The organism is Streptomyces sp. NPDC040545 (genome assembly GCF_055595065.1).
The window spans coordinates 1-22,561 of the sequence record NZ_JBVIWA010000024.1; the positions used below are offsets into that span (position 1 = coordinate 1).

Consider the following 22,561-nt stretch of genomic DNA (forward strand, 5'->3'; position numbering starts at 1 on the left):
CGGTGGTGTCGAACGTGACCGGTGCTGTCGCGGACGGCGGGGAACTGTGCACGCCTGACTACTGGGTGCGTCATGTCCGTGAGGCCGTCCGTTTCGGTGACGGCATCCGCGCTCTGGAGGCGGAGGGTGTGGGCCGGTTCGTGGAGCTGGGTCCGGACGCGGTGCTGTCCGCGCTGGGCCAGGCGAGCGTCTCGGGTGAAGGCGCGGTATTCGTTCCGCTGATGCAGAAGGGGCGGGGGGAAGGTTCGCGGCTGGCTGCGGCGCTGGGGGCGTTGCATGTCGGCGGGGTGGAGGTGGACTGGGCGGGGTACTTCACCGCGGCGGGACACACACCCCGACGCGTCCCGCTTCCGACCTACGCCTTCGACAAGCAGCATTACTGGCTCGACGCCCCCTCCGTGGCCGGCGAGGGCAACGCGAGCCGGACCGGGCAGACCGCGGCGGACCACCCGCTGCTCGGTGCCGTCGTTGAACTCCCGGACTCCGGTGGCGTCGTACTGACCGGACGTCTCGCGGTGCGCTCCCAGCCCTGGCTGGCCGACCACATGGTCCAGGACGCGGTCGTCTTCCCCGGATCCGGCCTCGTGGAGCTCGCTCTCCGCGCCGGCGACGAGGTCGGCTGCTCCGTTCTGCGGGAACTCACGCTCGACGCCCTGCTGGTGCTGCCGGAGAACCGGGGCGTCCGGATCCAGGTCGTGGTGGGCGCCGAGGAGGACGGGGGCGACCGGCCGGTCACCGTCTACTCGCGGGCCGAGAACGCCGATCCGGATGAGGACTGGACCCGGCACGCCGCCGGACGCCTGGCCGCGGCCGCCGGCGAACCCCTGTCGCCCCTACCCGCCGTGTGGCCCCCCGAGGGGGCCGTCGAGATCGACGTCACGGAACGGTACGACGGCCTGGCACAGCAGGGACTTGTATACGGAACGGCCTTCCAGGGGCTGAGCCGGGCCTGGTACCTCGGCCAGGACGTCTACGCCGAAATCGATCTGCCCGAGCGGGAGCGGCCCGCCGCCGAGGGGTTCGGACTGCACCCGGCCCTCCTCGACGCCTGCCTGCACGCCATCGGGCTTGCGGGCCCGACAGCCGACCATGCGGCCCTGCCCTTCGCATGGTCCGACGTGGAGTTGCACGGCGCCGGAGCCGCCTCGCTGCGTCTGCGGCTCGCCCCTGCCGGTGAGCAGGCGGTTTCGCTCACCGCCGCGGACCGCGAGGGCAGGGAGGTGCTGTCCGTCGGGCGGCTCGTCCTGCGCCCCATCACCCCCGACCAGTTGGCCGCCGGGGCGCGGGCCGGAGCGGACTCGCTGTTCACCCTCGACTGGGTGCCGTGGAAGGCGGCGGCGGAGCTGCCGCCCGCCCCGCACGCACTCGCGGTGCTCGGTGCCGACGTCCACCTGCTGGCCGGGGGACTCACCACGGCCGGTGCGGCCGCGGTCCCCATCCACGCGGACTGGGCGGCCTTGGAAGCGGCCGTGGCGGCGGGCGGCACCGTCCCCGAGGTGGTCTTCGTGGTGCTCCCCGCACCGGAGGACGGGCCCGGCGGACCCGCGGACTCCCGTGAAGCGGCCGTACGGATGCTGGAGCTGGCGCAGGCCTGGGTGACGGACCAACGGTTCCGTTCCTCCCGGCTGGTGGCGGTGACCCGGGGGGCCGTCGCCACCGGCCCCGACGAGGGGGTGTCCGATCTGGTGCACGCCCCCGTGTGGGGTGTCCTGCGTACGGCCCAGCTGGAGTACCCCGACCGGTTCGTACTCCTCGACCTGGAACCCGGAGCCGTCGGACCGCCCCCGTCGGCCGCCGTCCTGGCCGCCGCCCGCACGGACGAGCCGCAACTGGCCGTCCGTGCCGCCAGGATCCTCGTCCCCCGCCTGGCCAGGGCGGCGGCGCCCGCAGCGGAGCCCGGACGCGGGATCGACCCGGAGGGCACCGTCCTCATCACCGGCGGCACCGGCACGCTGGGCGCCCTCGTGGCCCGCCACCTGGTCACCCGGCACGGCGTACGGCGGCTGCTGCTGACCGGCCGTCGAGGGCCGGACGCCCCCGGCGCCGGCCGGCTCGCCGCCGAGCTGGAGGAGCTCGGTGCCGAGGTGCGGATCGCCGCCTGCGACGCGGCCGACCGGGAGGCACTGCGGGAGCTGCTCGCCAGCGTGCCCGCCCGGTGGCCGCTGACCGCCGTGGTGCACACCGCCGGCGTGGTCGACGACGGCGTGCTGACGGCCCTCGACCGGCCGCGGATGGACGCGGTGATGCACCCCAAGGTGGATGCCGTGTGGAACCTCCACGAGCTCACCCAGGACGCCGGCCTGTCGGCGTTCGTCCTGTTCGCCTCCGCCGGAGGCACCCTGGGGGCCCCCGGCCAGGCGAACTACGCGGCCGCTAACGTGTACTTGGACGCGCTGGCACAGCACCGCAGGTCCCTCGGACTGCCGGGACAGTCACTGGCCTGGGGTCTGTGGTCGGGGGCGGGCATGGCGGACGCGCTGGCCGAGGCCGACGTCGTACGGATGGCACGCTCGGGCGTGCTCGGGCTGTCCGCCGAGGAGGGCCTGGCCCTCTTCGACCGCGCCCTGGCGACCGATGCCGCGGCCCTGGTGCCCGTACGTCTGGCCCTCGGGGCCCTGGCCCGGGCACCGCAAGGGGTCCCACCGGTCCTGCGCGGGCTGGTGCGGGTCCCCGCCCGGCGCGGGTCCGCGGGAGCCACGGGTGCGGACGGCGCCTGGAGGCGGCTCACGGAGCTGGCGGGGGAGGAGCGGTCCCGCGCGGTCCTGGACCTGGTCCGGGCCACGGCGGCGAGCGTGCTCGGCCACGAGCGCAAGGAGGCGATCGACCCGGAGAAGGGATTCCTCGACATCGGCTTCGACTCCCTGACCGCCGTCGAGTTCCGCAACCGTCTCGACGGGCTCTCCGGCCGCAGGCTGCCCGCCACCCTGGTCTTCGACCATCCGTCGGCGCAGGCGCTGGCCGCCCGGCTGGAAGAGGAGCTGGCGGCCGATCAGGCCGCCGCCGCCCCGGAGCCGGCCCCGCGGTCCCTGAGCGAGCAGCTCGGGCAACTGGACCGGGCGCTCGCCGAGGCCCGGCCCGACGACACCGAGCACGCGGAGGTCGCGGCTGGTCTGAAGGCCCTCCTGGCCCGGTGGCAGGCCCACCGGAAGGCGGCGGAGGACGACATCAGCGGGGTCACCGCCGACGAGCTGTTCGGCATCCTCGACGAGGAGCTGGAGACCCTGGAACCGTAGGGGAGGACGAACGCCGAAGGGGGCCCGGGATCACCGGGCCCCCTTCGGCGTCACCGCGCTAGGCGAATCTCGTGCTGATCTCGGCGTGATAGGCACTCTTCGAGCCGTACGAGCGCTCCTCGCCGGAGCCCGCCGCCAGCTCGAGGTCCTGGGGGAGATCGCTGCGGCCCTTCACCCCGAGCTTGCGGTAGACCCGCGTCAGGTGCTGCTCCACCGTGCTGACGGTGATGAAGAGCAGGCTCGCGATCTGCCGGTTGGACTTCCCGCGCATCGCCAGGTTGGCGACGCGCTGCTCGGCGTCACTGAGGACGGTCGTGGAGTCGCCCGGATCGTCGGACGCGCTGCCGTCCGCGACGGCCGTCAGTCCCCGCTGGGTGGATTCGACCGCAGGGGCCCGGCGCTGCTCGGAGACCCGGGTGTACGGGCCGACCGCCGGGGCAGCCGCGGACGTCTGCAAGTAGGTGTCGGCACCGGCTTGCGACGGGCGCGGACCGGGGTGTCCGAGCTGGGCGTTGGCCAGATCCAGGTCGGGTTGCCACGGAGCCAGGATGTGGGACTCCACCCCCCATTCCCGGGTCAGTTCCTGGCACTCCGTGAAATCGCTGACAGCGGCCAGCGCGCGACCGGTGGCCAGGTGGTAGCGGCCGCGGGCCCACAGGTACTGGAGGCCGCCGGCCGTGCCGAGCATCGCATCCGGTACGGGGTGGCGCAGGGCGCGGCCGGCCACCGGGAACAGGCCCAGCTCCGTGCTGGCCAGGACCAGGACGCTCAGGGGCAGGGAGACGGCCACCCCCCAGGCCGCCGGGTCGAGCAGGTCGAGCGCCTTCTGCGCCTGCTCGGCGGCCCGTTCCGCGTCACCGCGGCGCAGCATGATCCAGGCGGACACCCCCGTGAGCATGGCGCACCAGGTCGGTGCCCCCTGGCGCTCCGCTTCCTGGATGAGCTGACGGCACCACCATCCGGCCCGTTGGGACTTGTCGGCCGAGGCGAGGGCGATGATCGCGGTAGCCATGGCCTCGAGCGAGGTGTCGTCGAGGCGGCAGCTGCGCAGGATCTGCTCGGCGGTCTCTATGACCTCGTCGTCCGGGCCATGGGTCCATACCCGGGCCAGAGTGCAGGCAATGCGCGTCCACGCGTTGACACCGACCGAGCGGTCTTTGCTCGGGTTTAACCATTCGGTGCTGGACGGTGCGAAGTACCACTGGTATGCAAGGCCGATGAGCGCACGGGTCCTGTCGTTGCGTACGTCCTGGGAGCAGGTCAGGGCTTCGAAGGCCTCGCAGAACAACTCCCGTTCCCCGTTCCACAGGGCATGCCGGGCCAGGGTCACGGAATCCCGGGAATCCGCTGTACCTTCGGTAACCGAGTGACGCACCGGTTCAAGATGGACCGCTGTTGTCAGCGGGTTTTGGCGCCAGTTGGTTCGGGCGAGCATCCGCATCAGAGAGGTGCGTTCCCGATCGTCACAACTGGCGGCCAGCGCCAATTCGAGGCACTGCACCAGGAATTCGACCCGGCCGGTACCCTCGGCCTGCTCGGCGGCGGCGCGCAGTACCGGCAGGGCCCACTCGTCCGGCGTCGATCCGGCGGCCAGCAGGTGGTGGGCGACGACTGACACGCTTCCCCCGCGCAGGTGGATCATCTCACCCGCTCTGCTGTGCATCCGGGCCTGATCGGCGGGCGACATGACCGCGAGGACGGTTTCCGCCATGGTCGCGAAGCGGAAACGGCCGCCTTCGAGGATGCCCGCGGCCGTGAGGACCTCGATCACCTCGTTCACGGTGTGGGTGCTCGTGCCGAGCAGTGGGGCCATGAGCTCGGGTGTGCTCCGCTCGCCCAGGATGGCCACGGCCTGGGCGGTCTCCAGGTGAATGGCGTCCCATCTCTGGAGGCAGTCCATGACCGCCTGGAAGTAGGCGGGGCCGGCCGCCGGACTTCCCTCTCCTTTTGCACCCGCCGCGGTCCAGTCGTCGATCAGGGCACTGACCAGCAGTGGATTTCCGGTGGTCAGATCGTGGATTTGCCGGACCGTATCCGCGCTGACCTCACGGCCCGCCACGGATTCGGCGAGACCGGAGACCGATGCGACGGACAGTGCGCGGAGCTGAATCGTTTCGTGTGCGTGCCGGGTGAGATCGGCGTGTGATTTCATCAGGCTCTTGTGGGGGCGGTCCCACTGGGTGAGTACCAGCAGCAGCCTCGAAGACCTGATCCTTCTGTGTAGTTGAAGCAAGAAGTGCATGGATTGCTTGTCGGCGAATTGCAGATCGTCCACCCCGACGACGACGGGCCGCTCATCCGGCATTTCCAGGAAGACGTCGCATATCTCACGGACGAGTTGGATGTCCTGGTCGCCGACGCCCGGGCCCGGCCAGGCCCCCAGCCGGCGCCGCTGGTGCGCGTCGTTGTCCCCGAGCAGCCGGGCCAGCCGCTCCGAGACGGCGGCGGGCAGGTCCGCGCTCTTGCGTAACTGGTCCACAACACCCAAATCCAGGGCGTGTTCGTCCCGCGCGCAGGCGGCACTGAGGGTGGTGATGCCCCGTACGTGTGCATCCTGGACGAATGAGTTGAGGAGCGTGGTTTTTCCGCTTGCAAGTCCCCCGTTGACTATGACCAGGCGCCCTGACCCGGTCATCACCTTGGTGAGCTGATCCCGTAGGATCGCCGCCGCTCCGACTGGTTCCAATGGCATAGCTATCCCCGTTGAGTTGAAGCCTGTGTGGCTTGCCTCTGCAGCGTAACCCAAGTGATTCTTTGGTCTCGGAGGGGTCTCGGACGCGACTCATGAATTTAGTGTTCCGCTTGTGTCGCACCTGTGGTCGCCCTGCCGCCACGGGGGGTTCGGTGTTCACGGGCGGGGGTCGTCGGGGTCGCAGGATAGGGGTTGATCGCCTCCCGGAGGGCTGATAGACGTTTAGTTCGTGTCAACTATCAGTGATAACGGCAACGTATGGATGCGGCGATTTCATCCCGCCCCGGACGCCCAATTCCGATTGGTTTGCTTTCCGCACGCCGGAGGGTCCGCCACCTTCTACTTCCCGGTCGCCCAGGCGCTCGCGCCCGGCCTGGACGTCCTCGCGGTCCAGTACCCGGGACGCCAGGACCGGCGGGCCGAGAAGTGCCTGGACGACATCTACGAACTGGCCGACCAGGTCACGGAGGCGCTGCTGCCCTGGACCGACCGTCCCCTGGCCCTCTTCGGGCACAGCATGGGCGCCACGGTGGCCTACGAGGTGGCCCGGAACCTGGAGCGCCGAGGCGTCGCACCGCTGGGCCTGTTCGCCTCCGGACGCCGTGCGCCGTCGTGCCGGCGCGACGAGTACGTGCACCAGCGTGACGACGAGGGGCTGGTCGCGGCCCTGAAGGAGCTGAGCGGCACCGATGCCGCGGTGCTGGGCGACGAGGAGCTGCTGCGCATGGTGCTTCCCGCGGTACGCGGGGACTACAAGGCCGTGGAAACCTACCGCCACCGGGAGGGCGCCCGGCTGGGCTGCCCGGTCACCGTCCTCGTGGGGGACAGCGACCCGGTGACCAGCCTGGAGGAGGCGGCGGCCTGGGCCGAGCACACCACCGGGCCCTGCGAGGTCGAGGTCTTCGCCGACGGCGGCCACTTCTACCTCAACTCGCAGGCCAAGGAGGTACTGAAGGTCGTCGAGCGGTCCGTCATGACCTGGGCGCCGGTCCACTGACCGTGCGCGGCGCCGCCACCGCGCGGCGGCCGGGCCCGGACGGACGACGAGAGGGGCGCCCCGCCTCATGCGGGGCGCCCCTCTCGGGCCTTCCGGCGGCCGGGGTGGCCGGGGCGGCCGGCCGGACCGGTACTCCGGTTCCGGGGTCCGCGCCGGCCGGTCAGGCCGCCGGCACCGCGCTCGGCCGGCGCCGCTCGGCGATCACTGCCTCGATGATGTCGTCGAGGCTGCGCGTGGGCAGGAAGCCGAACGCGTCACGCGCCTTGGTGCAGTCCGGGATCCGGCGCTGCATGTCCTCGAACCCGGCCCCGTAGGCCTCCTCGTACGGCACCTTGACCAGCGTGCTGGAGGAATCGGCAGCCGACACCACTCGCTCGGCGAGCTCGGTGATGCTCACCTGCTCGGGGCTGCCGAGGTTGTAGACCGTTCCGTGCAGGCTCTTGTCCTGCAGCAGCGTCACCAGCGCGGGGACGATGTCGTGCACGTGGCAGAAGCAGCGCGTCTGCTGGCCGTCGCCGAACACGGTGATGGGTTCGCCGGCCAGCGCCTGCTCGATGAACCGGGGCACCACCATGCCGTAGCGTCCGGACTGGCGGGGGCCCACGGTGTTGAACAACCGGACGATGACCGTGCTCAACCCGAGCTCGGTGCCGTAGAGATGGGCGAAGGTCTCGTCCAGCGCCTTGGCCTCGGCGTAGGACCAGCGGTCGAGCAGCGGGGAACCGACCACCCGGTCGTCCGTCTCCGTCAGCCCGTCCTTGGTGTTCTTCCCGTACACCTCGCTGGTGGAGGCCACCAGGATCGGGACGTCGTGCCGGAGGGCGGCCTCCAGGACCGTCTCCGTGCCGGTGAGATTGGTCCGCAGGCTGTTGAGGGTCTTGGCGAGGATCGTGAAGACCCCTACCGCCGCGGCGAGGTGGAAGACCCCGTCCGCCCCCTCGATCGCGCGGTTCACGGTCTGCGGGTCGCAGACGTCTCCCCGGGTGAAGCGCAGTTCCGGGCGCTCGCGCACCGCGGCGAGGTTGTCCTCGCTTCCGGTGCTGAGGTCGTCGAGCACGGTCACCTCGTGGCCGAGCCCGAGGAGATGTTCGGTCAGATGGGAGCCGATGAAGCCGGCACCACCGGTGATCAGGTATCGCACGCTCGGGTCCTTTCCCCGTGATGGGAGGCGGGGGCGCTCCCGTGGCCGGCCTCGCTACGGGGCGCCGACCGGGTCGAATCGGTAGGTGGCGTCGACGACGAGCGGGCAGTCGGTCACCCAGCTGTAGTCGTGGCCGGGATGGGCGGTGTGGATCAGGGCGACGTCCCAGTCCCCGCCCCGGGGGTTGCGGATGCCGCTCGCCGTGGTCCCGTCGTCCAGGAGCAGGCGGTCCACGAGCGGGTCGTAGTACTCGACGTGCGCCCCGCGGGCGGTCAGCTGGCCGATGATCTCCAGGGCCGAGGAGGAACGCACGTCCTGGACACCGGGCTTGTACGTGACGCCGACCAGGGCGACCCGCGTACCGGCCAGGCCCCGTCCGCGCAGGGACAGCTCCTCCAGCAGGCGGTTGACCACCTGCCGGGGCCGCTCCGCGATCGAGGCCATGGCCTGGGCCAGCAGGGGCGCGGCACCGCGTGACTCGCGCAGCTGCCAGAGCAGGTAGTGCGGGTCGCAGGGAATGCAGTGGCCGCCGACCCCGGGGCCCGGGCTGAACTTCATGAAACCGTACGGCTTGGTGGCCGCGGCCTCCGTCACTTCGATCGGGTCCAAGGACAGGCCGGCGCAGACCTCGGCGAACTCGTTCGCGAGGGCGATGTTGACCGCGCGGAAGGAGTTCTCGTAGAGCTTGGTCATCTCCGCCGCTTCGGGCGAACCGACCGTGTGGACCGCCGGGGTGAGGATGCTGACGACCTCGCCCGCCCGCCGGGCGCAGGACGGGGTGACCCCGCCGACGACCCGCGGTGTCTCCGCCTGGGTGTGGGTGACGTTGCCCGGGTCGATGCGCTCGGGGCTGGAGGCCACGGCGATGTCCCGGCCGACGCTGAACCCCTTGGCGCTCAGGGGCTCGACGAGCAGCCGGCGGGTGGTGCCCACGAAGCTGGTCGAGGTGAGGATCAGGGTCTGGCCCGGGCGGGCGTGCTCCAGCAGGGCCGCGCAGGCCCCTTCGAGTGCCGTGAGGTCCGGCATCAGGTAACGGTCGACGGGGGTCGGCACGCAGACCAGGACCGCGTCGGACTCGGCCAGCCGCGAGATGTCCGAGGTCAGCTCGAAGGTCTCCTGCGGCAGGGACTTCTCCAGTCGGCGCAGGTCCGCGTCGATGAGATCGGCCTCACCGGCGAGGATGGTGTCCAGGCGCCGCTGGTCGCGGTCGATCCCGATGATCTTGACGCCGCCGGCGTGCAGGCCCAGCGCTGTCGGCAGTCCGACATAGCCCATGCCGATGATGGCCACGGAGGTGAGCTTCTCCGGCCATACGGCTGTCGGCTGGTCGAGAACAGCTGATGTCATGTGTTGTTCAGCCCCTACTCGTGTTGATGAGTCGCGTTCCGCTGCTTGGGGTGAGAACGGGACTCCGTCAGGAAGTCGCTGAAAAGTCTGATGTGCGCCCGGCGAATTTCGAGAAAGTCGGAAGTGTTTCTCTTGAAGGAAAGTCGCGGGCATTCGGAAATCCGTCTAGATGCTAGGACGGCCCTGCATGAATTCCTACCCCTATTTGCCTCAGCGCAGCGCCCGGCGGCGGAACAGGAGGCCCGCCACGGGGACGACGACGACGAGCAGGCCCAGCCACCACGCCAGGGCGATCCACCCGCTGTTGCCGATGGGCATTCCGAGCAGCAGCCCGCGCACGGAGTCGATCAGCGGGGTGAAGGGCTGGTGCTCCACGATGCCGCGCAGCGCTCCGGGCATGGTCGACGGGGGGACGTACGCGCTGCTCGCGTAGGGCAGGAACACGATGATCAGGCTCAGCCCGCTCGCACCCTCGACGGTCTTGGCCAGCAGTGCGAACACCGTGGCCAGCCAGGAGGCGGCCGTGGCGAAGACCAGCAGCAGGCCGATCGCGGCCACCCAGTCGAGCAGGCCGGCCTTGGGGTCGAAGCCGATGAGCAGGCCCAGCAGCATCACGACGGTGATGGAGATGCAGTGGCGCACGACGGAGGCCGCGACGTGCCCGGTCAGCATCCCCGTGCTCACGATCGGCATGGAGCGGAACCGCTCCACGATGCCTTCCTGGAGGTCGTTGGCGAGGCCCACCGAGGTGTTGGAGACGTTGAAGCCGATGCTGATGATGATCACACCGGGGATCACGTACCCCGCGTAGTCGACATCGCCGGTGTTGATCGCACCGCCGAACAGGTAGCGGAACACCAGCAGCTGAAGGAGGGGCAGGACGGTGGAGACGATGACCTGCTCGCCGTTGCGCAGGGCGTGCTTGACGCTCCGGCCGATCAGGACCGAGGTGTCGCTGAGGGCCCAGTAGAAGCGGGAGTGCGGGACCGGTCGCGGGGGCGACGGCTGCTCGGCTGCCTGAGTGCTCATTCGGATGGGGCCTCCGCCCGCTCGGCCCCCGGTACGGGGGCGTTCTTGCCGGTCAGGGTCAGGAACACGTCGTCCAGGGTGGGCCTGGACAGCGTGATGTGCTCGATCTCGCTCCCGGTCTCCTCGACCCGGTCCAGGAGCCCCTTCAGGTGCTTGGCGCCGCTGACGGGAACGCTGAGGCCGTGCCGCAGGCGCTCGTGCCGCAGGGCCTGACCGCCCAGCGCCGTCAGTGAGGCCACCAGGTCGGATTCGCTGTGGAAGGTGAGTTCGAGGCGCTCCTCACCCACCTGTGCCTTGAGCTCGGTGGCGGTGCCCTCGGCGACGAGCGAGCCGCCGCTGAGCACGCCGATCCGGTCCGCGAGCTGGTCGGCCTCCTCCAGGTACTGCGTGGTCAGGAGGATGGTCACGCCGTTGTGGAGCAGGCTGCGGATGATGTCCCACATGGTGGCGCGGCTGCGCGGGTCGAGGCCCGTGGTGGGCTCGTCCAGAAAGAGCACAGGAGGGGCGGCGATCAGGCTGGCGGCCAGGTCGAGACGCCTTTTCATTCCTCCCGAGTACGTCTTCGCCTTGCGTGCGGCGGCGTGTCCGAGGTCGAACTGCTCCAGCAGCTCCTCCGTCCTGCGCTGCGCCTGACGCCGGCCCAGGTGGTAGAGGCGGCCCATCATGACGAGGTTCTCCCGGCCCGTCAGGCCTCCGTCGACCGCGGAGTACTGGCCCGTCAGGCCGATGGACGCGCGGACGTCGCGGGGATTGCGGACCACGTCGTGGCCGGCCACGGAGGCGGATCCGGAATCCGGGGTGATGAGCGTGCTGAGAATCCGCACGGTGGTCGTCTTGCCGGCGCCATTCGGGCCGAGCAGGGCGTACATCGTGCCCCGATCGACGCTGAGGCTGATCCCGTCGAGAACGGTGACACTCCCGTACGACTTGCCGAGCCTGCTTGTCTCGATAGGGGGCGCGGTGTCCGCCATGGATATTCCCCTCTCTGAGCTTGTATATGACATAAACTTTCTGTCTGTGTTGTACAGGCACAGGTGGGGGCGGTCAACGGAAACCGGCTCAAGAGCGGGGTCCGGCCCGAAGGGATAGGGGGTGCGGGAAGCACTGCGCCGGTGCCTCTGGGTGGGGGGTAGGGGTGTTGCTGGCACCACCCCGCGGACACCTCTTACGCCCGTGTTGCCGGACCGACCGCCTTCGTAGCGTGGTGACCACAGAACGACGGGGACCGATGACTACGGAGATGTGACGTGGATAGCTACAGCAGCGCTGTCGTGGACGCCGTGATCCGGCTGGTGGACGTGCGGAAGGTATACGGCCAGGGCGACAACCAGGTCTCGGCGCTGAACGGCGTGTCCATGGAGTTCCACCGGCGGGCCTTCACCGCCGTCATGGGCCCCTCCGGATCGGGCAAGAGCACCCTGCTCCAGTGCGCCGCCGGGCTGGACGAGCCCACTTCCGGCTCCGTGCAGCTGGCCGGCCGGGAGCTCGCCGGTCTGAGCGAGACGGAGCTGACGCTGCTGCGCCGCGAGCAGATCGGGTTCATCTTCCAGTCGTTCAACCTGCTGCCCGCGCTCACGGCCGAGCAGAACGTGTGCCTCCCCCTCCAGCTGGCAGGACGCAAGCCCAACAGGGCCGAGGTCCGGGCGGTGCTGGAGCAGGTGGGACTCAAGGACCGGCGCAACCACCGGCCCGGCGAGATGTCGGGTGGCCAGCAGCAGCGGGTGGCCATCGCCCGTGCCCTGGTGAGCAAGCCCGCGGTGATCTTCGCGGACGAGCCGACCGGCGCCCTGGACACCAAGACCGCCGCCTCCATCCTGAACCTGATGCGGCACGCCGTACGGGCAGGCGGTCAGACGATCGTCATGGTGACCCACGACCCCGTGGCGGCCTCCTACGCCGACCGCGTCGTCTTCCTGGCGGACGGTCAGTTCGCCGGTGAGATCTACCAGCCCACCGTGAGTGTGGTCGCCGAACACCTGGCCCGCCTCGGGGCCGACCGCCTCGAGTCCCAGCCCGCCGGTGTCTACACGCACGGGAGCGCCGCCTGATGTTCCTGCTCGCCATGCGCACCCTGCGGTTCCGCAGGGGCAGCTTCATCGCCAGCTTCCTCGCGATGTTCCTCGGTTCCGTGCTCCTCATGTCCTGGGGCGGGCTCTTCGAGTCCGGCCTGCGCAACGTCGTCCCGCCGGAGCGACTGGCAGCCGCTCCGGTGGTCGTCGCCGGGGAGCAGGCCTACACGCTCTCCGACGGCAGCACCGAGGTGAAACTCCCCGAACGGGTCCCTGTCGACCGGTCCCTCGCCGACGCCATCGGCAAACTGCCGGGAGTCCGGCAGGCCGTTGCCGATGTCTCGCTCCCCGCAGGCCTGATCAAGGGCAACGACGCGGTCAAGGCCGATGTGCCCACCGTGGGCCACGGCTGGAGCTCCGCGGCCCTCGCGCCCTACACCCTGACCGAAGGCACCGGAGCCGAGAAGGCCGGCGAGGTCGTCCTCGACCGGCAGCTGGCCCAGCGCGCCGGCTTCCGGGTAGGAGACCAGGCGAAGATCACCGTGGCCGGCACCGACCGGACGTACAAGATCGTGGGCCTGGCCCAGAACAAGGGCGTGACCAGCCAGCAGGCCCTGTTCCTGGCGGACTCGGAGATCACCGGGCTCCTTCCCCGCAAGGACAAGGCCTCGGTCATCGCCGTCCTGCCCAAGCCCGGGGTCTCCGCCGGCGACCTGGCCAAGCAGGTCGCCGCAGTCGCCACGGAGCACAAGGCGCTCGTCCTGACCGGTGACGACCGCGGCCAGGCCGAGTTCCCCGAAGCCCAGCGCTTCACGATGAACCTCCAGATCGTCTCCGTGGTCTTCGGCGGCATGGTCACCGCGGTCGCGCTCTTCGGCGTGGCCTCTCCCCTCGCCCTCGCCGTCCAGCAGCGACACCGCGAGATGGCGCTCCTGCGCGCCAGCGGTGCCGTGCCCAGGCAACTGCGCCGCATGATCCTCAGCGAGACGTTCGTCCTGTCGATCGTGGCCACCGCCCTGGCCGTGCTGCCCAGTCCGGCGCTCAGCCGCTGGATCATGGACCGGCTGGTGGACGGCCAGGTGGCTTCCGCCCAGATGACCTTCCACCTCGGCTGGGTCTCCATCGCCGCCACCGCCGCCCTCGCCCTGGGCACCGCCCTCGGCGCCGCGGCCATCGCCTCCCGCCGGGCCACCCAGGTCCGTGCCACCGAGGCGCTCGCGGACGCCGACGTCCAGCGCCGCCCGCTCGGCAAGGCCCGGATCTTCTTCGCCCTGCTCTGCTTCCTGGGCAGCGCCTCGACCGGCGTGCTGACCGTGACCGTCATGCAGGGCCCCATGGCCGGCAGCACCGCCGGCTCCTCCACCACCCTGTTCGTCATGGGCCTCGCCCTCCTCGGCCCCCGCATCGCCCAGGGCCTGCTCGCCGTACTCAGCCTGCCGATGCGCCTGTTCGGGCTCTCCGGCACCCTGGCCGCCCTCAACACCAGGGCGCGGGCCGCCCGTGTCGCGGCCGTCATCACCCCCGTCATGCTGCTCACCGGAATCGCCTGCGCCGACCTCTACATGGGGACGACCGAGGTGACCATGGCCAAGGAGCGCTACTCCGAGACCATGCACGCCGACGCGGCACTGATCGCTCCGCCCGGCGGCTTCGGCCCCGGCACCCTCGACCAGGTCCGCAAGCTGAACGGCGTGGGCGCCGCCTCGGAGTTCGTCAGCAGCATCGGCTACGTCGACAGCCCCAAGGACTCCAAGCAGACCAAGGACGGCTGGCCCGTCCAGGGCATCACCGCCACCGGCTCCGCCGGCACGGCGCCCGTCACCCCCACGGCCGGTTCGCTCGAGAACCTGCGCGGCAATTCCGTCGCGCTGGCCGAGGCGCACGCCAAGTCCCTCGGGCGCGGCGTCGGCGACGAGATCACCATGCGGCTCGGCGACGGCACCCAGGCGACCTTCAAGGTGGCCGCGCTCTTCGCCGCCAAGGACGGGTTCGAGAGCATCCTGCTTCCGGCGGACCTGCTCGCCCAGCACACCAACACGGGCAAGCCCACCCGCATCATGGTCAAGGCCCAGCCCGGCGTGAGCGTCGGCGAAGTCACCGCCTCGCTCGCGGCCTTCGCCGCGACCCAGCCCGGATCCCAGGCAGCCGACCGCGACGTCCTCACCGAGAGCTACGCCTCCGCCTTCAACACCGAGGTCCTCGCCAACTACCTCGTCGTGGTGGTCGTCATCGGCTTCGGAGCCCTCGCGGTGGTCAACTCCCTGGTCACTTCCACCGTCCGCCGGACGAGGGAATTCGGACTCCAGAGGCTGGCCGGCTCCACCCGCAGGCAGGTCCTGCGGATGGTCGGCATGGAAGCCGGGGTCGTCGCCTTCGCCGGCCTCCTGCTCGGCACCATCGGAGCGATCGTGGGGCTGCTGCCCTTCCTGATCTCCCGCTTCGATCTGGTGGTCCCGCGCGGGTCCATCGGGGTCTACCTCGGGATCGTCGGTTTCGTAGCCCTGCTGACCTTCACCGCCACGATCGTGCCGACCCGCCGCGCCCTGCGGATCCGGGCCGTCCAGGCCGCCGGGCAGATGCAGTGACGAGGGCCCCACGGCCCCCCGTAAACGCCCGGGTCGCCCCAGAATAGGGGTACCCCCGAGACCCGGGTCGGTGTCAGGATCAGGCCGCATCTGGCCTGGTCCTGACACCCTTTGGTGCCTGCGCAGACTCAGCCGAAACCCGAATGCGAACCTATCGCCGCGCGCCCGGACGTCCGGGCGCGCCCTCACTTGCTTCCCGGGGGATCCAGTGGAGACAAGCATCAGCAAACTGCTCGTGGTGGGTGCGCACGGCGACGACGAGACGCTCGGAGCCGGCGGCACCATCGCCTACCTCGCCGAGCAGGGCGTCACCGTCAGCCTGTGCGTGCTCACCAACGACGACGGCTCCCGCGCGGTGGCGGGCGAGCGCGGCGCCGCAGCCACCAACCGGGTCACGGCCATCGAGTCCGCGGCCGCCATCCTCGGCATCAAGCGCCTGACGGTCCACGAGTTCGGCGACAACCGGCTCGACACCGTCGGCCAGCTGGAGATCAACCGCCGAGTGGAGCAGGAGGTACGGGAGTTCCGGCCGGACACCATCTTCACGACCAGCCTCGCCGACCTCAGCCTGGACCACCAGCTGATCAGCCGCGCCGCGCGCATCGCCGGCCGCCCCGGCCGCGGCAGCGTCAAACAGCTCCGCAGCTTCGAGATCCGCTCGGCGACCGACACGGGAGAGGCCTCGGGCATCACCCCGGCCTTCCGGCCCACCGTCTGGCAGCCGCTGGAGGAGGAGCACCTGGAGCGCAAGATCGAGGCCCTGCGCGCGTACGGCAAGGAGCTGGAGCCCTGGCCCAACCCCCGCAGCGAGCGCGGTGTGCGCGCCCTGGCCGAGTACCGGGGGTCCCAGGTGACGAGGCCGCTCGCCGAGGCCTTCGAACTGATCCGAGCCGTCCTCTGACCATGCGCACGGGAACGGCCGGAGCCGGACGCCTTGGGCGTCCGGCTCCGGCCGTTCCCGCTCTCCGTCAGCCCGCCGGGTTCTCCGCCGGGAACAGCACACAGGGGATCTCCAGCCGGGCCACGGTCGGGCCCCCGGCCGGACTGTCCAGGGCCAGCGTTCCGTCGAAGGCGCCCACCCTCCGCCGGATACCGGACAGACCGGTGCTCCCCGAGGCCGGGCCCGGGCCCGGCCCGCCGCCGGACGAGAGGACGGCGCCGCCCTTCCCGTTGTCCGCCACCTCCGCCACCAGCAGGCCGCCCGTGTGCCGGATGGCCACCCCCACCCGGTCGGCCCCCGCGTGCTTGGCCGCATTGGTGAGCAGCTCACTCACCGCGAAGTAGGCGGCCGTCTCCACCGGCACTTCGGCCCGCCCGGACAGGTCCACCTGCACCTCCACGGTCATCGGCATCCGCAGGGCCAGCGCCCGCACGGCGTCTCCCAGTCCCCGTTCGGCCAGCACCGGTGGATGGATGCCCTGGACAAGATCGCGCAGTTCCGTCAAGGCGTCCGCCGACGACTGGCGGGTGAGCGACAGCAACTCCCGGGCCTTCGCGGGATCCTTGTCCATCAGGGCCTCGACGGCGCTCAGCGTCATCCCTATGGCGACCAGCCGCGCCTGCGCGCCGTCGTGCAGATCCCACTCGATCCGGCGCAGTTCGGCGGCCGAGGCGTCCACGACGTCGTGCCTCGACTCGGCCAGATGGGCCACGCGGGCGGCGAGTTCGGTCTTCGGCGGAGTGAGGAAGGCGCCCGCGACCCGGAAGTGCGCCCGGATGAAGGAGGGGTTGGCGAGCAGGGCCAGGCCCAGCAGCGCCGCCCCGACGACCGGCAGCAGCACCAGCGCCCCCGGCCGCGACAGATCGATCAGCCCCAGACCCATGATGTGGGCGCGCCCGCCCGACAGTCCGTAGACCAGCGGAACCACAAAGCCGGCCAGCGCGTAGGCGAGCAGCGCCGCCGGCAGCAGTGCCAGCAGGAAGCCCGCGGACGCGTCCACCCACAGCCACAGCAGCTCCCGCCACGTCGCCGGGTCCCGCAGCATCGCGATCAGCCGCTTCCCCTGCGCGCGGAATCCCGGCCGCGACGGCTCCGGAAGCGGCTTGTAGCCCGCCGGAATCGTCAGGCCGCACCAGGACTGGGCCCACACGCGCCGGAAGTTGGCGAACCCCCGCAGCCACGACAGCACGATCGGCGTCGTCACCACGCCGATTCCGGTCACCGTCCACAATAAGGACACCATCATCAGCGTGGTGAGCACGACCGAGCCCACCAGGGAGACCAGGGCCAGGGTCAGCCCCCGGGCTCCGGCCAGCAGTGTCCTGCGGATCCTCATCCGTCCTCTTCCCTCGGCCTTCTCTGTTCCGTCCCGTCCGGTCCCGTCCAAAGTCTGCCGTCTCGAACGCCCCAGGTCATGCGATGGCACCCCCTATCAAGGGGTGTACCCAGCAACACCGGACAAGGGGGGTGTGGGGCGCTGGTCCCGGTCCGCGCCGGCGGGCACCCTGGAGCGGTGAGCATGTCCGAGTGGAGTGACCAGACGGCCGAAGTCCTGCGTGGGACGCTGGACTCGCCCTGGCCGTGGCTGGTCCTGTTCGCCGTGATCGGGCTGGGCGGGCTGATTCCCTTCATGCCCAGCCAGACGGGTGTGGTGACGGTGGGGACGCTCATCGGCCCCGACCCGGGGATGCTCGCCCTCCTCGCCCTCCTCGGCGCGTGCGCGGCGCTGCTCGGCGACTGTCTCGGATACGGCCTCGGCAGGTTCGCCGGACCGCGTACGAGGACCCGCCTGCTGCGCGGCGAGCGCGGTAGCCGGCTCCTCGCCCAGGCCCACCACCTCGTCGAGCGCCACGGCACGGCCCTGGTCGTCGCAGGCCGGTTCCTGCCCGGCGGCCGCGTCTCGTCCACCCTCGCGAGCGGCAGCCTGAGCTTTCCGCTGCGCCGGTTCGTGGCACTGGACGCCCTGGGGGCGGCGGCCTGGGCGGTCTACGTCACGGCACTGGGCGGGCTGGGCGGCGCGGGCCTCACACACGACCCGCTCACCGGGCTGCTGCTGGCCACCGGGGTCGGGACGGTGATCAGCGTCTGCGTCGCGCGCCGCCGCGGGACGTCCGCCGGCGCCTCCGGACCGGGCCGCTAGAAGTCGGTCACAGCACTAGGGTGGGCGGCCGGCGGATGGTTCCGGCGGGGCCGGGCGGTGACGGGGAGCAGCGTGTCAGGAGTGAACGAGCCAGAGGCTGCCGAGCGCAGCCTCGATCTTCTGTGGGCCGTGGTGGACCGGGCGCCACGCGGGTCCCGGCCGAAACTGAGTGTGGAGCGGATCGTCCGGACCGCCATCGACATCGCCGACGCGGAAGGTCTCGAGGCACTGTCGATGCAGCGCGTCGCGCGCGAGTTCGGCTACACGACGATGTCGCTCTACCGGTACGTCCCGGGGAAGGCCCAGCTCGTCGATGTGATGGCCGACGTGGCCTGCGGAAGCCCGCCGGACATGTCCGAGGTCACCGGCGGCTGGCGGGCCGAGGTCGAGCGGTGGGTCGAGGAGCTCTGGGAGGTCTACCGCAGGCACAACTGGCTGGTCCGGATCCAGATCAAGAACCCCCCGATCGGACCCAATCAGCTGGCCTGGTTCGAGACGCTGTTGCGCAGCCTGTCCGAGACCGGCCTCGGCTACGAGGACATGGCGGCGCTGGCGATGTTCGTCTCCTCGGCCGTACGGGACCTCGCCCGGTTCTCCACGGACCTGGTGCCGATGGGGCTGGGATACGCGAAGGTCCTGGAGAACATCGTGGAGACGGACCGGTTCCCGACCCTGGCGGCCCTGTTGTCCGCGGGGGGCCCGGCGGCCGAGGCCGGGTCCGGTGACAGCGCGGTGAAGCCGGTGGTCCACTTCGGGGTGGCCCGGCTCCTGGACGGCATCGAGCGGCAGGTGGGCCTGGCCGGCCACGGCCCTGCCGGCCCCGGCTCCTGACCGCGGCGGAACACGCCGCGGCCGGCTGCGGGAGAGGCACGACGCAGCCGGCCGGGCAGAGCATCCGTACGGATTCGCCTACGCGGGCAGGTGTGCCTCGATCGCGGCGATGACCTCGGGGGCCTCGGGCTCGGTGCGCGGGCGGAAGCGTGCCACGACCTCGCCGGCGGGGGAGATCAGGAACTTCTCGAAGTTCCACTGGACGTCCCCGGCCTCGCCGTCGGCGTCCGGGGTCTTCACCAGCTCCGCGTAGAGCGGGTGCCGGTTCTCGCCGTTGACCTCGGACTTCTCCAGGATCGGGAAGGTGACGCCGAAGCCGGCCGCGCAGAAGGTCTGGATGTCCTCGGCGTTGCCGGGCTCCTGCTCGCCGAACTGGTTGCAGGGCACGCCGATGACGGTGAAGCCCTTCTCCTCGTACGTGAACTGCAGGCGGGCCAGTCCCGAGTACTGCGGGGTGAGCCCGCACTGCGAGGCGGTGTTCACCAGGAGGATCGCCTTGCCCTTGTGGGCGGCGAGGCTGGTGGGCTCGTCGGACAGGGTGGTCAGCGGGATGTCGTAAAGGCTCATCGGGCTCTCCTGGGCGAGAAGTAGGCAATGCCTACGAGCTTAGGGGGTAGCTTGCCGATCACGCCGGGCTCACCGGCATCACCGGCACCCGCCGGAGTCTAGGCGTCCGGGCCTACGCGTCCGGGCCGACCAGCGCGTCCGCCGGGTCGTTGACCGGCTGTGGCATGCCCGTCAGGTCCATGACGAAGAGCGGTATCCCGAGTTCGTCCGCGCGGGCCCGGGCCTCCTCCGTGTATCCGGCGAGCGCGAAGTAGACGCTGGTCGCGGAGGCCGTGAGCCCGTTCAGCCAGACGCACTCCACCGCCCGCAGCCCGGCCGGCGCCGTGGTCGGGTCCACCTGGGCGACCAGGCCCGGAGCCCGCAGGTCCACGGTCGCCGCCGGGATCGGGCGCCCGTCGGGCTGGCGTACGTCCCGGAAACCGAGCCAGCGCAGGTACAGCGCGGCCGTGGCCACCGCGTCGCGGGCCGTACGGATGGTCACCGGCCGGAACGCGGGCCGCGGCACCGGTGCGGCGGGCGGTGGCGGGATGTGCGCAGGGTGTCCGCCCGCGGGCCCGCCCGCGGCTCCGCGCCCCGCGGCGCCCCGATCGGGCCGGGCGGCCGCCTGGGGCGAGCCCGCCGGACCTGCCGGACCCGCCGCACCCGCCGGACCAGCCGGGCTCTCCGTCCCCTCCAACGGGTGCACCGGAATCAGCACCACCGTCCCGCACGAACCGCAGCCCAGCTCGGGATGCGGCCACTCGCTCTCCCGCCCGCACGTCGTGCAGCGCACCGTCACCCAGGTGTCCGACCAGGTCCGGTGGGTCAGCGGAACCGGCGGCGCCGCCAGGTCCAGCGGGGGATGGACCGGACTTCCGCAGGCACAGGGGAAGACCGGGGCCGTGTAGCCGTTCTCGCGCAGGCACGCCGGACAGCGCACCGGTACCGCTTCCGCCATGAGACCTGGACCCCCTCCGTCGCTGTGCGTAGGTCCATGCTCCACCACCGGCGACCGCCGGGGGGAGGCCGCACGCCTTTTCCGGGGGATTCCCGCCGGTGGATCAGTGATTTGTACAAGTCGCCGACCGAGATGTGGCTTTTGGTGGCTTCCGAGGTCCCCTACCGCCTTGACGTCGCAGGAGTCGCCGCTTAGCTTGTTCCGTATAGCAGAACAAAACTTCCGGATTACGGAAAAAGTCTGACCGCCAGACCCGCAGGAGAACTCGATGCCTCGTATGACAGCCGCCGCCGCTGCAGTGGAGATCCTCAAGCTCGAGGGTGTCGAACAAGCGTTCGGTGTCCCCGGTGCTGCGATCAACCCCTTCTACCGCGAGCTCAAGAACGTGGGCGGCATCGCGCACACCCTCGCCCGCCACGTCGAGGGCGCTTCGCACATGGCCGAGGGCTACACGCGGGCCAAGGCGGGCAACATCGGTGTCTGCATCGGTACTTCGGGCCCGGCCGGCACCGACATGATCACCGGCTTGTACTCGGCGATCGCGGACTCGATCCCGATCCTCTGCATCACCGGTCAGGCCCCGGTCTCGAAGCTCCACAAGGAGGACTTCCAGGCCGTCGACATCGCCTCGATCGCCAAGCCGGTCACCAAGAAGGCCACGACCGTCCTGGAGGCCGCTCAGGTCCCCGGCGTGTTCCAGGAGGCCTTCCACCTGATGCGCTCCGGCCGTCCGGGCCCGGTCCTGATCGACCTCCCGATCGACGTCCAGCTGACCGAGATCGAGTTCGACCCGGCCACCTACGCGCCGCTGCCGGTCTACAAGCCGCAGGCCACCCGCGCCCAGGCCGCCAAGGCCCTGCAGTTCCTCCTGGAGTCCGAGCGCCCGCTGATCGTCGCCGGCGGCGGCATCATCAACGCCGACGCGTCCGACCTGCTGGTCGAGTTCGCCGAGCTGACGGGCGTCCCCGTCATCTCCACCCTGATGGGCTGGGGCACCATCCCGGACGACCACGAGCTGGCCGCCGGCATGGTCGGTGTGCAGACCGCACACCGCTACGGCAACGCGACGTTCCTGGAGTCGGACTTCGTCTTCGGCATCGGCAACCGCTGGGCCAACCGTCACACCGGTTACAACCTGGACGCCTACACCAAGGGCCGCAAGTTCGTCCACGTCGACATCGAGCCCACGCAGCTCGGCAAGATCTTCGCCCCGGACTTCGGCATAGCCTCCGACGCCAAGGCCGCGCTGGAACTCTTCATCGAGATCGCCAAGGAGCTCAAGGCCGAGGGCAAGCTGCCGGACTTCTCCGCCTGGGCCGCCTCGGCGCAGGACCGCAAGGCGACCCTGCAGCGCCGTACGCACTTCGACAACATCCCGCTGAAGCCGCAGCGCGTCTACGAGGAGATGAACAAGGCGTTCGGCCCCGAGACCCGCTACGTCACCACCATCGGCCTCTCCCAGATCGCGGCGGCGCAGTTCCTGCACGTCTACCGCCCGCGCAACTGGATCAACTGCGGCCAGGCCGGCCCGCTCGGCTGGACCATCCCGGCCGCCATCGGTGCCGCCACCGCGGAGCCGGAGACCCCGATCGTCGCGCTCTCCGGCGACTACGACTTCCAGTTCATGATCGAGGAGCTGGCGGTCGCCGCCCAGCACAAGGTCCCCTACGTCCACGTCCTCGTGAACAACGCCTACCTGGGTCTGATCCGTCAGGCGCAGGGTGGCCTGGGCATCAACTTCGAGGTCAACCTCGAGTTCGAGAACATCAACACCCCCGAGCTGGGCGTCTACGGCGTCGACCACGTCAAGGTCGCCGAGGGCCTGGGCGTCAAGGCCATCCGCGTCACCGACCCGGACAAGCTGGGCGAGGCCTTCGAGGAGGCCAAGAAGCTGGCCCAGGAGTTCCAGGTCCCGGTCGTCGTCGAGGCCATCCTGGAGCGCATCACCAACATCGCGATGAGCAAGACGGTCGACATGAGCGACGTCACCGAGTTCGAAGAGCTCGCGACCGAGGCGGGCCACGCCCCGACCGCGATCAAGGCCCTGCAGGTCTGATCACCCCGCACCACCCGGCGGCCCCCGTCCCTCCCTCCGGAGGGACGGGGGCCGCTC

At 70.8% G+C, this 22,561-nt stretch carries 16 protein-coding genes; 8 read left to right on the forward strand and 8 right to left on the reverse strand.

All coding sequences use genetic code 11. The annotated features are described in order from the left end of the window. Positions 1 to 3,233 (forward strand): type I polyketide synthase (locus ACZ573_RS32765; protein ID WP_471311376.1); only part of this gene is annotated, 3,233 nt, incomplete at its 5' end. Positions 3,234 to 3,291: 58 nt separating this feature from the next. Here ACZ573_RS32765 and ACZ573_RS32770 read toward each other — a convergent pair. Continuing rightward, positions 3,292 to 5,925 (reverse strand): helix-turn-helix transcriptional regulator, encoded by a 2,634-nt coding sequence (locus tag ACZ573_RS32770; protein WP_471311379.1) that lies wholly within the window; start codon positions 5,923 to 5,925, stop codon positions 3,292 to 3,294. A 262-nt stretch (positions 5,926 to 6,187) separates the two neighbouring features. On the opposite strand from ACZ573_RS32770, the gene ACZ573_RS32775 reads away from it, so the two are divergent. After that, positions 6,188 to 6,922 (forward strand): thioesterase II family protein, encoded by a 735-nt coding sequence (locus tag ACZ573_RS32775; RefSeq protein ID WP_471311597.1) that lies wholly within the window; start codon positions 6,188 to 6,190, stop codon positions 6,920 to 6,922. A 160-nt stretch (positions 6,923 to 7,082) separates the two neighbouring features. Here the strand turns inward: ACZ573_RS32775 and ACZ573_RS32780 are convergent, their stop codons facing one another. The 4 genes from ACZ573_RS32780 to ACZ573_RS32795 all read right to left on the reverse strand — a co-directional run bounded on the left by ACZ573_RS32780 (position 7,083) and on the right by ACZ573_RS32795 (position 11,410). Continuing rightward, positions 7,083 to 8,063, reverse strand: coding sequence for an NAD-dependent epimerase/dehydratase family protein (locus ACZ573_RS32780; protein WP_471311381.1), 981 nt, complete (start codon positions 8,061 to 8,063; stop codon positions 7,083 to 7,085). Between the two features lie 54 nt (positions 8,064 to 8,117). Further along, positions 8,118 to 9,410, reverse strand: a complete 1,293-nt coding sequence (locus tag ACZ573_RS32785; RefSeq protein WP_471311383.1) for a nucleotide sugar dehydrogenase — start codon at positions 9,408 to 9,410, stop codon at positions 8,118 to 8,120. A 210-nt stretch (positions 9,411 to 9,620) separates the two neighbouring features. Beyond that, entirely contained in the window at positions 9,621 to 10,439 is an 819-nt protein-coding gene (locus ACZ573_RS32790) for an ABC transporter permease (RefSeq protein WP_471311385.1), read from the reverse strand. Next, positions 10,436 to 11,410 (reverse strand): ATP-binding cassette domain-containing protein, encoded by a 975-nt coding sequence (locus tag ACZ573_RS32795; protein WP_471311387.1) that lies wholly within the window; start codon positions 11,408 to 11,410, stop codon positions 10,436 to 10,438. Before ACZ573_RS32795 ends, ACZ573_RS32790 begins: the two co-directional genes overlap by 4 nt. A 276-nt stretch (positions 11,411 to 11,686) precedes the next feature. Here ACZ573_RS32795 and ACZ573_RS32800 point away from each other — a divergent pair, with 276 nt between their 5' ends. The 3 genes from ACZ573_RS32800 (at position 11,687) to ACZ573_RS32810 (ending at position 15,934) form a co-directional block, all read left to right on the forward strand. Further along, a complete protein-coding gene (locus ACZ573_RS32800; protein ID WP_471311390.1) occupies positions 11,687 to 12,487 on the forward strand; it encodes an ABC transporter ATP-binding protein in 801 nt (266 codons plus the stop codon). Then, positions 12,487 to 15,033 carry an ABC transporter permease gene (locus ACZ573_RS32805; RefSeq protein WP_471311393.1) on the forward strand — a complete coding sequence of 849 codons (2,547 nt, stop codon included), beginning with the start codon at positions 12,487 to 12,489 and terminating at the stop codon, positions 15,031 to 15,033. The genes ACZ573_RS32800 and ACZ573_RS32805 overlap by 1 nt, the downstream gene beginning before the upstream one ends. A gap of 208 nt (positions 15,034 to 15,241) precedes the next feature. After that, entirely contained in the window at positions 15,242 to 15,934 is a 693-nt protein-coding gene (locus tag ACZ573_RS32810) for a PIG-L deacetylase family protein (protein WP_314252157.1), read from the forward strand. Positions 15,935 to 16,001: 67 nt separating this feature from the next. On the opposite strand, the gene ACZ573_RS32815 is transcribed toward ACZ573_RS32810, so the two are convergent. Further along, positions 16,002 to 17,309, reverse strand: coding sequence for a sensor histidine kinase (locus ACZ573_RS32815; RefSeq protein WP_471311397.1), 1,308 nt, complete (start codon positions 17,307 to 17,309; stop codon positions 16,002 to 16,004). A 183-nt stretch (positions 17,310 to 17,492) separates the two neighbouring features. Here ACZ573_RS32815 and ACZ573_RS32820 point away from each other — a divergent pair, with 183 nt between their 5' ends. Next, positions 17,493 to 18,113, forward strand: coding sequence for a DedA family protein (locus tag ACZ573_RS32820; protein WP_471311400.1), 621 nt, complete (start codon positions 17,493 to 17,495; stop codon positions 18,111 to 18,113). 81 nt (positions 18,114 to 18,194) lie between these two features. Beyond that, positions 18,195 to 18,944 carry a TetR/AcrR family transcriptional regulator C-terminal domain-containing protein gene (locus tag ACZ573_RS32825; protein WP_471311404.1) on the forward strand — a complete coding sequence of 250 codons (750 nt, stop codon included), beginning with the start codon at positions 18,195 to 18,197 and terminating at the stop codon, positions 18,942 to 18,944. A 78-nt stretch (positions 18,945 to 19,022) separates the two neighbouring features. On the opposite strand, the gene ACZ573_RS32830 is transcribed toward ACZ573_RS32825, so the two are convergent. Continuing rightward, on the reverse strand, positions 19,023 to 19,511 hold the full coding sequence (locus ACZ573_RS32830) for a glutathione peroxidase (RefSeq protein WP_356790178.1): 489 nt from the start codon (positions 19,509 to 19,511) through the stop codon (positions 19,023 to 19,025). Positions 19,512 to 19,623: 112 nt separating this feature from the next. Then, positions 19,624 to 20,448 carry a hypothetical protein gene (locus tag ACZ573_RS32835; protein ID WP_471311405.1) on the reverse strand — a complete coding sequence of 275 codons (825 nt, stop codon included), beginning with the start codon at positions 20,446 to 20,448 and terminating at the stop codon, positions 19,624 to 19,626. A gap of 268 nt (positions 20,449 to 20,716) precedes the next feature. Between ACZ573_RS32835 and gcl the strand changes: the two genes are divergently transcribed. Then, the gene (gene gcl, locus ACZ573_RS32840) at positions 20,717 to 22,504 is read left to right on the forward strand and encodes a glyoxylate carboligase (protein ID WP_471311407.1); all 1,788 of its coding nucleotides are present in this window, start codon (positions 20,717 to 20,719) and stop codon (positions 22,502 to 22,504) included. Positions 22,505 to 22,561: the final 57 nt, after the last annotated feature.

Bases quoted from the DNA above. Each gene is read 5' to 3' on its own strand.
- ACZ573_RS32835 (WP_471311405.1), bottom strand. From the start codon at position 20,448: ATGGCGGAAGCGGTACCGGTGCGCTGTCCGGCGTGCCTGCGCGAGAAC.
- ACZ573_RS32770 (WP_471311379.1), bottom strand. From the start codon at position 5,925: ATGCCATTGGAACCAGTCGGAGCGGCGGCGATCCTACGGGATCAGCTC.
- ACZ573_RS32790 (WP_471311385.1), bottom strand. From the start codon at position 10,439: ATGAGCACTCAGGCAGCCGAGCAGCCGTCGCCCCCGCGACCGGTCCCG.
- ACZ573_RS32820 (WP_471311400.1), top strand. From the start codon at position 17,493: ATGTCCGAGTGGAGTGACCAGACGGCCGAAGTCCTGCGTGGGACGCTG.
- gcl (WP_471311407.1), top strand. From the start codon at position 20,717: ATGCCTCGTATGACAGCCGCCGCCGCTGCAGTGGAGATCCTCAAGCTC.
- ACZ573_RS32785 (WP_471311383.1), bottom strand. From the start codon at position 9,410: ATGACATCAGCTGTTCTCGACCAGCCGACAGCCGTATGGCCGGAGAAG.
- ACZ573_RS32805 (WP_471311393.1), top strand. From the start codon at position 12,487: ATGTTCCTGCTCGCCATGCGCACCCTGCGGTTCCGCAGGGGCAGCTTC.
- ACZ573_RS32830 (WP_356790178.1), bottom strand. From the start codon at position 19,511: ATGAGCCTTTACGACATCCCGCTGACCACCCTGTCCGACGAGCCCACC.
- ACZ573_RS32815 (WP_471311397.1), bottom strand. From the start codon at position 17,309: ATGAGGATCCGCAGGACACTGCTGGCCGGAGCCCGGGGGCTGACCCTG.
- ACZ573_RS32775 (WP_471311597.1), top strand. From the start codon at position 6,188: ATGCGGCGATTTCATCCCGCCCCGGACGCCCAATTCCGATTGGTTTGC.
- ACZ573_RS32795 (WP_471311387.1), bottom strand. From the start codon at position 11,410: ATGGCGGACACCGCGCCCCCTATCGAGACAAGCAGGCTCGGCAAGTCG.